General features: G+C 65.7%; 11 protein-coding genes. 8 read left to right on the plus strand and 3 right to left on the minus strand.

Annotation, left to right across the window (positions count from 1 at the left end):
* Positions 1 to 15: 15 nt before the first annotated feature.
* The 5 genes from ASD55_RS01155 to ASD55_RS01175 all read left to right on the plus strand — a co-directional run bounded on the left by ASD55_RS01155 (position 16) and on the right by ASD55_RS01175 (position 3,391).
* The gene (locus ASD55_RS01155) at positions 16 to 432 is read left to right on the plus strand and encodes a TIGR01244 family sulfur transferase (RefSeq protein ID WP_056717660.1); all 417 of its coding nucleotides are present in this window, start codon (positions 16 to 18) and stop codon (positions 430 to 432) included.
* Positions 432 to 782 carry a metalloregulator ArsR/SmtB family transcription factor gene (locus tag ASD55_RS01160; RefSeq protein ID WP_082542602.1) on the plus strand — a complete coding sequence of 117 codons (351 nt, stop codon included), beginning with the start codon at positions 432 to 434 and terminating at the stop codon, positions 780 to 782. The genes ASD55_RS01155 and ASD55_RS01160 overlap by 1 nt, the downstream gene beginning before the upstream one ends.
* Before the next feature lie 36 nt (positions 783 to 818).
* Complete coding sequence (locus ASD55_RS01165; protein ID WP_056764392.1) at positions 819 to 1,583, plus strand: sulfite exporter TauE/SafE family protein; 765 nt, start codon at positions 819 to 821, stop codon at positions 1,581 to 1,583.
* 70 nt (positions 1,584 to 1,653) lie between these two features.
* The gene (locus ASD55_RS01170; protein ID WP_056764394.1) at positions 1,654 to 2,511 is read left to right on the plus strand and encodes a DMT family transporter; all 858 of its coding nucleotides are present in this window, start codon (positions 1,654 to 1,656) and stop codon (positions 2,509 to 2,511) included.
* Positions 2,512 to 2,668: 157 nt separating this feature from the next.
* Positions 2,669 to 3,391, plus strand: a complete 723-nt coding sequence (locus tag ASD55_RS01175) for a hypothetical protein (RefSeq protein ID WP_157598728.1) — start codon at positions 2,669 to 2,671, stop codon at positions 3,389 to 3,391.
* A gap of 174 nt (positions 3,392 to 3,565) precedes the next feature.
* Here the strand turns inward: ASD55_RS01175 and ASD55_RS01180 are convergent, their stop codons facing one another.
* Positions 3,566 to 4,468 carry a LysR family transcriptional regulator gene (locus ASD55_RS01180; RefSeq protein ID WP_056763143.1) on the minus strand — a complete coding sequence of 301 codons (903 nt, stop codon included), beginning with the start codon at positions 4,466 to 4,468 and terminating at the stop codon, positions 3,566 to 3,568.
* Between the two features lie 101 nt (positions 4,469 to 4,569).
* Here ASD55_RS01180 and ASD55_RS01185 point away from each other — a divergent pair, with 101 nt between their 5' ends.
* Entirely contained in the window at positions 4,570 to 5,445 is an 876-nt protein-coding gene (locus ASD55_RS01185; RefSeq protein WP_056764396.1) for an NmrA/HSCARG family protein, read from the plus strand.
* Between the two features lie 840 nt (positions 5,446 to 6,285).
* On the opposite strand, the gene ASD55_RS01190 is transcribed toward ASD55_RS01185, so the two are convergent.
* Both ASD55_RS01190 and ASD55_RS01195 read right to left on the minus strand, forming a co-directional pair.
* Positions 6,286 to 7,365, minus strand: a complete 1,080-nt coding sequence (locus tag ASD55_RS01190; RefSeq protein WP_056764398.1) for a LacI family DNA-binding transcriptional regulator — start codon at positions 7,363 to 7,365, stop codon at positions 6,286 to 6,288.
* 92 nt (positions 7,366 to 7,457) lie between these two features.
* Complete coding sequence (locus ASD55_RS01195; protein WP_056763144.1) at positions 7,458 to 8,762, minus strand: sugar MFS transporter; 1,305 nt, start codon at positions 8,760 to 8,762, stop codon at positions 7,458 to 7,460.
* A gap of 420 nt (positions 8,763 to 9,182) precedes the next feature.
* On the opposite strand from ASD55_RS01195, the gene ASD55_RS01200 reads away from it, so the two are divergent.
* Positions 9,183 to 10,280: a glucokinase gene (locus ASD55_RS01200; protein WP_056763147.1), complete on the plus strand. Its 1,098-nt coding sequence runs from the start codon at positions 9,183 to 9,185 to the stop codon at positions 10,278 to 10,280.
* A gap of 111 nt (positions 10,281 to 10,391) precedes the next feature.
* Positions 10,392 to 13,145: a TonB-dependent receptor gene (locus ASD55_RS01205; protein ID WP_056763149.1), complete on the plus strand. Its 2,754-nt coding sequence runs from the start codon at positions 10,392 to 10,394 to the stop codon at positions 13,143 to 13,145.
* The last annotated feature ends 127 nt before the right edge of the window (positions 13,146 to 13,272 follow it).

Below are 13,272 nucleotides of genomic sequence, written 5' to 3' on the forward strand. Positions count from 1 at the left end.
CCTGGAGGGAAACCCATGCAACCCCGTCAACTCACCGAGCAGCTCAGCGTCGCCCCGCAGATCGCCGCGGCGGACATGCCGGCGATCGTCGCGCAGGGCTTTCGCAGCGTCGTCAACAACCGGCCCGACGGCGAAGAGCCGGGCCAGCCGGACAACGCCGGGCTGGAAGCGGCGGCACTCGCGGCGGGCCTGGAATGGCGGCATATCCCGGTGGTGTCGGGCAAGGTCAACGATGACCAGGTGCGCAGCTTCAGCGAGGCGCTGGCGCAACTGCCCGGGCCGGTGCTGGCGTTCTGCCGCAGCGGCACGCGCTGCAGCGCGCTGTGGGCGCTGTCGTCCGACGACACCGTCGACAACATCCTGGCCACCACCGAGGCGGCCGGTTACGACTTGTCGATCCTGCGCGGCTGGCTGGAAATGAGCCGCCGCTGATGGCCGCCGTCACCCGGCGCAAGCCTCGGGCGCGGCAGGCCGCCGCGCCGGCCCTGCCGGCGCAGCTGCATCGCCACGCCGACGAGGCGGTCGCGGTGCTGAAGGCGATGGCCAGCCACAACCGGCTGATGCTGCTGTGCGAGCTGGTGCAGGGCGAACGCTCGGTCGGCGAGCTGGCGCAGGCGCTGGGGCTGGCCCAGGCCACCGTGTCCCAGCACCTGTCGCTGTTGCGTCGCGACGGCGTGGTCAGCGGCCGGCGCGAAGCGCAGACGATCCACTATCGCATCAGCGACCCGCGCGTGCAGGCGCTGATGACCACCTTGTTCAGGCAGTTCTGTGTCGACGACTGACCTTCCACCTGGATGGAAACCGCGATGACGCATCTGCTGACCATGCAGGCCCTGCTGGCGATCGCCTGCGGTTCGGCCGTGGGTTTCTCGCTGGCCCTGATCGGCGGTGGCGGCTCGATCCTGGCGGTGCCGTTGCTGCTGTATGTGGTCGGCGTGCACGACCCGCACCTGGCGATCGGCACCAGTGCGCTGGCGGTGTCGTTCAACGCGTTCGCCAACCTGATCCCCCATGCGCGTGCCGGCCACGTGCGCTGGAAGGTGGCCTTCACCTTCGCCGCCACCGGCGTGCTTGGCGCCTTCATCGGCTCCAGCATCGGCAAGGCGATCAACGGCCAGCACCTGCTGGTGCTGTTCGCGCTGCTGATGATGGTGGTGGCCGGCTTCATGCTGCGCGGACGGCGCGGCGGCGTGGATCGCTATCCGCTGCCGGGCATGTATCCGCGGCTGGGCGCGGTGGGCCTGGGCACCGGCAGCCTGGCCGGCTTCTTCGGCATCGGCGGCGGGTTCCTGATCGTGCCCGGGCTGATGTTCGCCAGTGGCATGGAGATCATCTACGCGATCGGCACCTCGCTGTTCGCGGTCGGCTCGTTCGGCCTCACCGCGGCGATCAATTACGCGATCTCCGGCCTGGTCGACTGGCCGGTGGCGGCCGAGTTCATCGGCGGCGGCATTGTCGGCGGCTGGTTGGGAGCGATGGGTGCAAAGCGGCTGGCGAAGACGCGCGGCGCGCTCAACATCATCTTCGCGCTGGCGATCATTGCGGTGGCGATCCTGATGCTGGTGAAGAGCCTGCGCGGCTGATGCCCGACCGCACCGATGACTTTGGCCGGTGCTGCGGCACAATGCGCCCTGGTCGCGCTGGAATGCCCCGATGATTTTCGTGTTGCTGAGCGTGCTGTGCAGCGTGCTGGTGTCGGTGTTGCTGAAACTGGCGCGCCGATTCCGGCTCGACGTGGGCCAGGCGATCGCCTGGAACTACCTGGTGGCCAGCGTGCTCACCGCGCTGCTGCTGCAACCCGCTCCGGCCAGCCTGCGCGAACCGGGCGTGCCGTGGCTGGCGCTGGTCGCGCTGGGCATCCTGCTGCCGACCATCTTCCTCGCGTTGGCCGCCGCGGTGCGCCACGCCGGCATCGTGCGCAGCGACGCGGCGCAGCGGCTGTCCCTGCTGCTCTCGCTGCTGGCTGCGTTCGTGCTGTTCGGCGAGCAGCTCTCCGCCTTCAAGCTGGGCGGCATCGCGCTGGGCCTGCTGGCGCTCTCGTGCATGGTCTGGCGCAGCGGCCACGCACCGACGAACGAAGGCGCCGCCGGCTGGCTGTATCCGCTGCTGGTGTTCGCCGGCTTCGGCGTGATCGACATCCTGTTCAAGCGGGTGGCCCAGGCCGGCGTGTCGCTGGGCACCTCGCTGCAGGCGATGTTCGCGCTGGCGCTGCTGGTCGCGTTCGCGATGCAGCTGTGGCGCCGCGTCCACGGCAGCACCCGCTTCACCGCCCGCAGCGCCGTCGCCGGACTGCTGCTGGGCCTGGCCAACTTCGGCAACATCCTGTTCTACCTGCGCGGCCACCGCGCCCTGCCGCAGCACCCGGCGCTGGTCTTCGCCAGCATGAATATCGGCGTGGTGGCGCTGGGTGCGGTGGTGGGACTGGTGCTGTTCCGGGAGCGCTTGAGTCGGCTCAATCTGACTGGCGTGGCGTTGGCGGTGGTGGCTATTGGTGTGATCGCACGCGGTTGAGTTCATTTCGCCGGACTTGATCAGGCGAACACCACCGCTTGATGGAAGGTTTGGTGCGAGACAATGTGGCAAACAAGACCTGACCCTGGGGCTCCTGACCCTGGGCTCCGCGATCCCCGCGCTGCTACAGTCCCCGAGCACTGAAGGGGAGACGGGAATGGATGTCGAATGGTTCGTAGTGCTGGTCGGTTTTCTCGATCCTGTTTTTTGGATCGTCGGCGCTCTGGCGGCCTGGCTCATTCCGCATCGGTGGGGCGCCCCCGCCGTCGCGGCGGGTGTCGGATTGGCGCTCACCGAACTCCTGCGTCGCCACGCACACGCACCGGTCTGGTTCGCCGCCGCGCTGGTCCCGGCAGTCATCGCCTTCGCCATCGTCTCCTGGCGCCTTCATCGCCGCCGGCCGCAAGCGGCCCCGGCGGCCCCAGCCCCATCAGAACCGACGCGCTTAACGCCGAGGCGAGTCGATGGGCATGTGCAGTTGCTCACCGCCCACAAAATGACCGGGCCCATTAAGCAGAACATCCTCGCCGCCTTCCGCATGCCCCGTGCATCGAAGATGTTCGATCTGGATTTTGACGATCTAGCTGGTGAAGTGATCGCCCACCTGGCCGCCTTCCACGCCTCCCTTGTGCTCGCCCAGCCCAGCCCGCTCCCGATGGCGGCCTTTGCATTGGGCCGGGCCGTGGCGGAGGTCTACAACGACTCGGGCGAGGACTCGGAACAACGGGCCTGCGCCATCGCGCTGGGCGAGATACTGAAGGTCGCGATGACTAGGCGTTGGCCCGATACGGACCAAGACCTCTTAACCTCCGCCACCGAAGCGTTCACCGCCTGGGATCAGCGCCCGAGCCGCATGAACTTAGGTCCACTCTTCGATTGACGTTGCCCACATGCCCACCGGGCGACCTGGGGATTGCTGATCGGCCGAAAAACCTCTGGAAGTTTAAAGGGACGGAGGTAATTAAACGCCATTGCCCAATACTAGCGGGACGGGTGGCCAGTGTCGTCTTTCTCCAAGTTGTTACCTCCGTCCAGGACGTTGCCACCCAGTGTGCTACCAAGCACCCGCGAGCCGCGCGAACGCCTTGGGCGATGCGTTTTCAAAGCGATCCAGCAGCAGTTTCACGAAGGCGGCCACTCGGGCGCTCACATGTCGATGTGAGGGATACAGTGCCCACACTTCGACCGGGTGGTCGGCGAGCACGCCCCAGTCGAGCAGCCGGCCGGCGTCGATGTCGGCCTGGACCAGCGAACGCGGCATGGCGGCGGCGCCCACCCCGGCGGTCACCGCATCGTGGATCATCGCCATCGACGACAGGCGCAGCACGGTGCGCGTCGCGATGTGGCGCACGCTGCGCGCGCGCGTGAGCTGCCAGGTGACATCGGCGGGCGTGCGCGACAACGTGATGGCGGGTACCGCGGCGCCATTTCTTCCCGCTGACCGCGGTAGTGACGGTGCGGCCACGACCACCATCACGTCGCGCAGGAAGCAACGGCCGGACAGGTCGGTCGAGGGATCGGGATTGGCGCGGATGATCAGGTCGAAATCGTCATCCACCGGATCGACGAAGCGATCCTCGGTGACCACTTCCAACTGCACCTGGGGATAGGCGAGCGCGTAGTCCGCGGCGATGCGGCCCAGGCCGCGCTGGCCGAACAGCACCGGCGCGCTGATGCGCAGCCTGCCGCGTGGCGTGCCGATGCCCCCGCGCAATACCTCGCCCACTTCATCGATGTGTTCCAGCAGCGACTGCGTCCGTTCCTGCAGCTCGCGGCCTTCCGGCGTCAGGCGCAGGGTGTGGCCGCCGCGCTCGAACAGGCGCACGCCCAGCGCATCTTCCAGCTGACGTACCCGCCGCGACATCGTGGCCTTGGGTCGGCCAGTGGCTCGCGCGGCGCGGCCGAAGCCGCCATGTCGCGCCACGTCGTTGAAATCGGCCAGCGCGAGCAGATCCACGGCTGTTCCATGAGTGAGACGGGATGTCCAGATTATGCGGCTATCGGGACGCTTCATGAAACAGCAGGATGGCGTTGTCCACCACTTCGAAGGAGATTCCCATGAACATTCTCGTCACCGGCAGCACCGGCACCATCGGCAGCCTCGTCGTTCGCGGGCTGGCCGCGCAGGGCGCCAGCGTCCGCGCGTTGACGCGCGACCCGGCCAAGGCGTCGTTTCCCGAGGGCGTCATCGCGGTCAAGGGCGACATGACCGACGTTCCCTCGATGCGTGCGGCGCTGCAGGACGTCGACACGCTGTTTCTGCTCAATGCCGTGGTCGCCGATGAAGTGACCCAGGCGATCGGCACGCTGAGCCTGGCGCGCGAGGCGGGCATCCAGCGCGTCGTGTATCTGTCGGTACTCAACAGCGATGCCTACACCGACGTACCGCATTTCACCGGCAAGTACACGGTTGAACGGATGATCGAGCAGTTCGACCTGCCGGTGACCGTGCTGCGCCCGTCCTACTTCATGCAGAACGATGCGGCGCTCAAGGACGGCCTGCTGCAGGGGCGTTACGGCATGCCCATCGGCAACGTCGGCGTGGCGATGGTCGACGTGCGCGATATCGCCGAGATCGCGGTGGCCGCGCTGCTCCGCCGCGCGCGGTCCGCGACGCCGCTGCCGCGCGAGGTGATCGAGATCACCGGCCCGGACGTGTTGACCGGTGATGCGCTGGCGACGATCTGGTCCGGCGTGCTGGGCAAGCCGGTGACGCCAGCGGGCAACGACCTCGATGCCTGGGAGACCGCCATGGCCGGCTTCATGCCGTCGTGGTCGGCTTACGATTTGCGCCTGATGCTGGCGCGCTTCCACGTCGACGGCATGCTCGGCAAATCGAATGCGGTGGAGCTGCTCACCGGCCTGCTTGGCCATCCGCCGCGCCGTTATCGCGACCTTGCCGGGGAGCTGGCGAAGGCGTGGGAGGCGGCTTGAGGGAGCATAGGGAGGGCAGAGACATTATCTGTCGTAGGACACTGGGTCGCCCCAAATTCCAAGGCATTCAATAATGTCTCTGACCCTTTACGATTAAATTTGTCCCTTAATGTTGCTTTGGTAAGTTAGCCGTCATGACGAATGAAGTTGGGCGGTCGAAGTGGGAATGCTGATGCAAGCGATCCTAATGCTGAGATCACGTCTGGGTAGAGCTCTGGCAGATTTGAAAAAGATTCCCCCTCAATCTTGTATAGATGGACCTTCGGGGCCGAGATATTTTGCTCGGCCCATTTACTCGCATGGTAAAGGACGGTAGGGATAAGTTGCTCTGCGCGAGAAACCTCTGCAGCTGTCCTCCCCAAGGCAACAAGCATGAGCCTGGTTTGCGTTGGTAGATGACAAGAACATAGTGAAACCCCGTACACGCGGGTGCCAGAGAATTCTATGCCGCCAAGCATTTCCCTAATTGCGGGCCGAATTTTGAGTTCGTACAGCTCGTTAAGTGCGGTCGTTGCGAACCATGACCCCATGAAAGCGCAGATTCCGATAAAGCCTTGGAACGCAGTTAGAGAAGCTTGCGGATGAGAGCTAACTTCCCAAAGCGTTTTGTCAGTATCCGTGACGACTAGCGCCTCAGGTTCCCTAGACAAGTAGTCCGCCAAATCTCCGAACGGCCCGACGACAGCTCGTATAAACCTAGAGCCTCCAAAAACTATCAAACTGTCTGAAACACTGATGTCGGCATGATTCATGGTGTCGACTCCCCGCGAAATTCGATCTAGACATACCCCGTGATAGTCATGAGTTGGCAGTCGATATGATGACCGTGTGCAGTCGATGTTATGCCGCAGGCTTGCGCCGCCCACCACCACCCCGCGGCGCCTGCGCCACATGCCTTGGCGCCGTCGACCCGCGCACCACCAGCTCGGGGCTGAAGCCTTCGTTCGCATGCTGCGCCGGTTCGCCGTTGGCTTCGCGCTGCAGGTCGCCGATCAGGCGCTGGGCGGCATGCCGCGCGATTTCCTCGGTGGCCTGGCGGGCGGTGGTCAATGCCGGCCAGGACTGCTTGGAGAACGGGCTGTCCTCGAAGCCGGCGATCGACAGTTCGTAGGGCACGTTGATGCCGTCGGAGTGGGCGGCGGCGAGCACGCCGGCGGCGATTTCGTCGTTGGAACCGAAGATCGCGGTGGGGCGGTCCTTCAGCGCCAGCAGTTTGCGGGCGCCGCGGAAGCCGTCGTCGAAGGTGTAGTCGCCGGCGAGGATCAGCTTGCGGTCGAGTGGGATGCCGTAGTCCTTCAGCGCGTCCTCGTAACCCTGGTAGCGCTCGGGGCTGGAACGGTGTTCGCGGCCGCCCCACAGGAAGCCGATGCGCTGGTGGCCGAGCTGGATCAGGTGCTCGGTGATCGCGTAGGCGGCGTCGCGGTCGTCGACGTAGACGCAGGGAAAGCCGTCCTGCGGGTCCTTGCGCGCGGAGATGATCCGGATGAACGGGATCTTCGCCTCGACCAGGCTGCGGATCAGCTCCGGCTGTTCGGACATCGGCGGCGCCAGCACCAGGCCGGCCAGGCGCGAGCGCTGCACCAGGGTGCGCAGCTCGTCGGCCAGTTTCGGCGAGCTTGAATCGCAGGGATGGATCTGCAGGCCGAAGCCGCTGGAGCGGCACACCGACAGCACGCCGCGCTGCAGGTTGATGATGTAGTGCGCGTTCGGGTTGTCGTAGACCAGTCCGATCGCGTAGGCGCGGGTGCTGCGCAAGCTGCGCGCGGAGGGGTCGGGCTGGTAGCCGAGCGCGTCGATCTCGCGCTGCACCTTCTCGCGGGTGCGGGCATGCACGGACGGTTCGTTGTTGATCACTCGCGAAACGGTCTTCAGCGAGACGCCGGCCCGTTCCGCGACATCCTTGATGGTGGCACTGCGCACCCGTTGAACCTCATGCATCGTGATTGGTGACGCCGCTGCCGTCGAACCGAAGCGGGCGCCGCCGGATTGCGCGGCGGCGCATGCATCCTAGCTCAAGTGCCTTGTGCCGCGCTGCTGGCGGCGGCCTGGCCGATGTGGTGCCCGGCCAGGCCGTAGTAGAGGATGTACAGGTAGCACGGCACCATCACGCACAGGAAGGCCAGCTGGAAGTCGATCAGCTGCTTCAGGTGCACGAAGACCTGCGGGATCAGCGCGCCGCCGACGATGCCCATGATCAGCAGCGCGGAGGCCGCCTCGGTGTGCCGGCCCAGCCCCTTGATCGCGAGCGGGAAGATCGCCGGCCACATCATCGCGTTGGCGAAGCCCAGCGCGGCGACGAAACCCACCGACACGTAGCCCCGGGTGACGTACGCGCCGATCGCGAACAGCACGCCCAGCACCGCCGACACGGCCAGGTAACGCTGCTGCGAGATGTAGCGCGGGATCACCAGCAGGCCCACGACGTAGCCGGCCAGCATGCCGAGCATGGTGTACGAGGTGAAATGCTTGGTGGCGTCCAGCGGCAGGCCGAAACCCTGGCCGTAGATGCCGATCGCGTCGCCCGCCATCACCTCCACGCCGACGTAGAGGAACAGGCACAGCACGCCCAGCCACATGTGCGGAAAGCTGTAGATGCTGCGGCCGGCATGGCCGATCGCCCTTTCGTCGTTCGCGCCGGCGGGCTTGATCTCCGGCAGCGACGAGCGCACCACCCAGATCGCCAGCAACACCAGCAGCGCCGCCATCGCCATGTACGGCCAGTACACGCGCGCCGCGAAACCGTTGAGCAGGGCCTCGCGCGCCGCCGCGGTGGGCGCGTCCTTCACCTGCTGGTCCAGCGTGTCGATGCCGCTGAGCACCAGCGCGCCGAACACCAGCGGCGCCAGCGCGCCGGCCACCTTGTTGCAGATGCCCATGAAGGCGATCCGCTGCGCCGCGCTGTCGATCGGCCCCAGGATGCTGATGTAGGGATTGGACGCGGTCTGCAGCAGCGACAGCCCGGCGCCGATCACGAACAGCCCGACCAGGGCGCCGTGGTAGATGCGGATGTTGATGAATTCGCCGAACAGCACCGCGCCGATCGCCATCACGAACAGGCCCAGCGCCATGCCCTTCTTCATGCCGGTGCGTCGCAGCACCACCGACGAGGGCAGGGCCAGGCAGAAGTACGACAGGTAGAACGCCACCGGGATCAGGAAGGCGCTGACGTCGTCGAGGTTGAAGGCGAGCTTCACGAAGATCGTCAGTGGACCGTTCAGCCAGGTGACGAAGCCGAAGATGAAGAACAGCACGCCGATGATCAGCATCGGACCGAAATAGCCGCGTTGGGACGGTGCCGCCGTCAGCGTCGTTGCCATGGATGTTTTCCCCGAGTCGCCGCGTGCGCCGATCGGATGACCGGGCTGGCTGGAATGTCTCTTTATTCGCTGAAAAGTGCAACGTTGTCAATTATGGCCGGACGCGAGCGGCCGGATCCCGCTCCAGGTGCAGCCGTCCAGACGTCCGAAACCGGTGTTTGTGTGGCGTTGCGTCAGCACCTGGCCGGAGGATCGAATCAGGTGCTTTCGCTATGCAACAGCGCTGCGCCGCACAAAGTTGGACGCCGACGCAGGAGTGTCATGACAGCTATGTTGCGGCGCCACAGAGGGCTTTGGAAAAATCGTACCGAACCCTGTTGACAACGTTGTCATTTTGACAGCAGACTCGGCCCTCATCAGTCCCGGCCGGGTGCGTCCATCGCATCGCCGACGCCAGCGGGCCAGACACGGGAGAGGGCAGTGGGGGAACGCGCCAACCAGCGCCATGCATCCGCGGCAACCGGCACGCCGCTGGGCGACGGCCTGTCGTCGACAGGCGTCGGTCGTGCCGGCCCCGTTGCGGCGCAGCCGTTCCTGGCCGCCGATGTGGGCGGCACGCACGCGCGCATCGGCCTGGTGGTCGCGGCGCCGGGTGGCCAGTCGGTCAAGGTGCTGCATTACCACCGCTACAGCTGCGCGGACTGGTCCGGCCTGCCCGCGATGCTCGGCGACTTCGTGGCGCAGCTCGAAGCATCACCGCATGCGGCCCTGTGCAGCCAGCTCAGCGATTGCGCGGTGGCCTGCGCCGGCTACGTGCTGGACGATGCCATCGTCAACGAGAACCTGCCGTGGCCGGTGTCGATCGGCGAGATCCGCGCCGCGCTCGGCATCCGCCAGCTGGCCGTGATCAACGACTTCGAGGCGGTCGCCTACGCTACCCAGTTCATCGGCGCCGACGACGCGATGTCGATCATCGAAAGCAGCCGGCCCGCCACCCGCGGACCGGTGCTGGTGATGGGCCCGGGTACCGGCCTGGGTTCGGCGGTGTTGCTGCCGGGCCAGCCGCGCGCCCAGGTGCTGGCCACCGAGGCGGGCCAGATTTCGCTGGCGCCGGGCACCGAGCGCGAGATCGAGATCCTGCGCCTGTTCCGCCGCGAGCGCTCGCACGTGTCGTTCGAGGACGCGCTGTCCGGCCCTGGCCTGCTCAAGCTTTACGGCGCGCTGTGCGAGTTGCGCGGCTGCATCGAGCGCCAGCTGACCCCGGCCGAGATCACCGCCGCCGCACTGGCCGGCAACGATGCCGCCGCGGTCGAGGCGCTGCAGGTCTTCTGCGGACTGCTGGGCAGTTTCGTGGGCGACCTGGTGCTGCTGTACGGCGCCCGCGCGGTGTACCTGGCCGGCGGCATCCTGCCGCAGATCCAGCCGTTCCTGCTGGCCAGCACGTTTGCCGAACGCTATTTCAACAAGGGCGTGATGCGCGCCTGGCTGCAACAGGTTCCGGTTCGACTGATCGAGCACGGCCAGCTTGGTGTCATTGGCGCCGCCGGCTGGTTTCTGGATGAGCACAAGGGAGATTGAGATGAGATTCCGTCCGCCATCCGGCGACACGGCGCCAAGCAAGTCACAACCAACGTCCGCGACCGTCATCAGCCGGTCCTGATTCAAGCCAGCCTCTGAGGGGAGGAGATCATGAATTACCGCAAGACATTGCTAGCAGCGAGCATCATCACCAGTCTGTGCGTATCCGGCGTGGCGTTTGCGCAGGACGCACAATCGACCGGCAACACGACCAGCACGACCCGGCAGAAGGACAAGGACGCCACCCAGCTTGGCACCGTCACCGTGGTGGGTATCCGCGACAGCGAGGCGGAGTCGCTGAACCTCAAGAAGGCCGCGGCGTCGCACGTGGAAATCGTCACCGCCGAAGACATCGGCAAGCTGCCGGCCAAGAACGTGGCCGATACGCTGCAGCGCCTGCCCGGCGTCAACATCAGCTCGTCCAGCGCTGCCGAAGGCGGCTTCGACGAGAACGATCGCGTCAGCCTGCGCGGCACCAACCCCAGCCTGACCCAGACCCTGGTCAACGGCCACACCGTGGGCACCGGTGACTGGTTCGTGCTGAGCCAGGTGCAGACCGTGGGCCGCAGCGTCAGCTACAGCCTGCTGCCGTCGGAAATCGTCAGCCAGGTCGTGGTGCACAAGACCTCCGAGGCGAAGATCGTCGAGGGTGGCGCGGCCGGCTCGGTCGACATCATCTCGCGCAAGCCGCTCGAGTTCGCCAAGAACATCACCGCCGAAGCGTCGATCGGCGGCGTCTACTCCGACCTGCCCAGCAACACCAAGCCGCAGTTCAGCGGGATGTTCAACTGGAAGAACGACAGCAACACCGTCGGCCTGCTGGTGCAGGGCTTCTACGAGAAGCGCAGCCTGCAGCGCAATGGCCAGGAAGTGGTTGGCGGTTACCAGCAGATTACCGCGGCCTCGGCACCGAACACCGTCGCGGCGCATCCCGAACTGGCCGGCATGTACTACCCGAACGAGATCGGCGCAGTGCTGTTCACCCAGACGCGCGAGCGCAAGGGCGGCGTGGTCGACCTGCAGTTCAAGCCCACCGAAAACCTCACGCTCGACCTGAACGGGTTCTACTCCAAGCTCAAGGCCGACAACTACAACCGCAACTACATGATGTGGGCCAGCAGCGCGCTGGGCGGTGCGGGCGGCGGCGTGCTCACCCCGGGCGCGGTCAACAACAACGTGGTCACCAACGGCACGATCAGCGGCGGCACCAACGCCTATGGCGTCTATGACCAGATCTCCCGTCCGGGCGCCGCCTCCGAATCGAAGTTCCTCACCCTCGACGCCAACTGGCGGGTCTCCGATCACCTGACCCTGAAGGGCCAGGTGGGCAGCACCCGCGGCACCGGCAGCAGCCCGACCCAGGACGTGATCGAACTGGGTACCGCGGGCGGCGCGGGCGCCAGCTGGGACATGCGCGGCACCGGCAAGCCGATCAACTGGACGCTGGGCGGCGACAACGCCTCGCCGTCCGGCATCCTGCCCGGTTCCGGCTGGATCTTCGGCGGCCAGGGCATCAAGGTCACCGACAAGGAGAAGTGGGGCCAGCTCGACGGCGAGCTCGCGTTCGACGATGGCGCGTTCTCCTCGCTTGAGTTTGGCGTGCGCTACGCCGATCACACCCGCGAAAACCCGTTCGAAGTGGCGCAGGGGCCGAACTGGGCCACCGACTGGACCAATCCGGCGCTGTATCCGACCTCGCACCAGAACTATCCCGGCGATTTCGGCAACTCGGTGGGCGGCAGCTTCCCCGGCAACATCTGGTACTACACGCCGGGCCAGCTGGCGCAGATCGACTCGCAGTTCGCCAATCGTGATCCGGTCGGGCGGTTCTACTTCAACGACATCTATCGGGTGAAGGAGAAGGACACCGCCGCCTATCTGCAGATGAACTTCGAAACCGGCGCGGTCGCCGGCAACTTCGGCGTGCGCTACGTGCAGACCAAGGAAAATATCGGCTACAGCAGTACCGCGCCCGATGGCGACGCCAATACCGTGGAAGGTCCGATCACTGGCTCCGCCTTCGGCGACTACTACTGGAACACCTACAAGAAGACCCACAGCAAGTTCCTGCCCAGCGCGAACCTGCGTTACAGCATCAACGACGACCTGCTGCTGCGCGTGGCCGCCTCGCAGACGATGACCCGTCCGGACTACTCGGCGCTGGCCGGCTACGTCTCCGCCGACGATCTCACCCACACTGGCAGTGGCGGCAATCCGAAGCTCGATCCGCTGATCTCCAGCAACTTCGATGCGTCGCTGGAATGGTATTTCGCGCCGCGCGGCCTGCTGTCCGCCGGCGTGTACGCGATGAACCTGAAGGACTACATCAACTTCGGCAACGAGACACGCACGTTCAAGGACATGCAGGCCTCCCAGGCGGCTGGCCACGACGTGTTCAACGACTACCTGATCAGCGTGCCGCGCAACGTCAACGGCCAGGTGCGTGGCGTGGAGCTGAACTACATCCAGCCGGTCGGCGAGCACTTCGGCGTGCAGGGCAACTACACCTATGCCGATGGCCATGCCACGGGTGACGAGCCGTTGCAGGGCACCTCGAAGAACACCTACAACGTGTCTGGTTACTTCGAGAACAAGCTGCTGAACGCCCGCGTCAGCTACACCTATCGTTCGGAGTTCTACGCCGGTGTCAGCCGCACCGACACCTACTTCCAGCAAGGCATCGGCAGCCTGTCCGCTTCGCTGGGCGTGAACCTCACCGACTGGATGTCGCTGTCGCTGGACGCGATGAACCTCAATAACCCGAAGCTGAAGTACTACACCAAAAACGACGCCTACGGAAAACAGCCGTATGCGTTCTATGTGAACGGTCGCCAGTACTACCTGAACCTCCGCTTCAAGCTCTGATCTGCGTGCTCTGATTTGCATGCAGAAAACGCGAGCCATGGATGGCGCAGCATCCTCCCCGAACGGGCCCGGGCAAGTCTTTCCGGGCCCGTTTTTTTGAGCAGGCCTTGCGTCCACGTCCATGGCA

Source organism: Rhodanobacter sp. Root561, from assembly GCF_001427365.1.
In the GTDB taxonomy this organism is placed as follows: Bacteria; Pseudomonadota; Gammaproteobacteria; order Xanthomonadales; family Rhodanobacteraceae; genus Rhodanobacter.

Excerpts from the sequence above, each read along its gene's own strand:
- ASD55_RS01160 (WP_082542602.1), top strand. The coding sequence starts at position 432 with ATGGCCGCCGTCACCCGGCGCAAGCCTCGGGCGCGGCAGGCCGCCGCG.
- ASD55_RS01185 (WP_056764396.1), top strand. The coding sequence starts at position 4,570 with ATGAACATTCTCGTCACCGGCAGCACCGGCACCATCGGCAGCCTCGTC.
- ASD55_RS01175 (WP_157598728.1), top strand. The coding sequence starts at position 2,669 with ATGGATGTCGAATGGTTCGTAGTGCTGGTCGGTTTTCTCGATCCTGTT.
- ASD55_RS01205 (WP_056763149.1), top strand. The coding sequence starts at position 10,392 with ATGAATTACCGCAAGACATTGCTAGCAGCGAGCATCATCACCAGTCTG.
- ASD55_RS01170 (WP_056764394.1), top strand. The coding sequence starts at position 1,654 with ATGATTTTCGTGTTGCTGAGCGTGCTGTGCAGCGTGCTGGTGTCGGTG.
- ASD55_RS01195 (WP_056763144.1), bottom strand. The coding sequence starts at position 8,762 with ATGGCAACGACGCTGACGGCGGCACCGTCCCAACGCGGCTATTTCGGT.
- ASD55_RS01155 (WP_056717660.1), top strand. The coding sequence starts at position 16 with ATGCAACCCCGTCAACTCACCGAGCAGCTCAGCGTCGCCCCGCAGATC.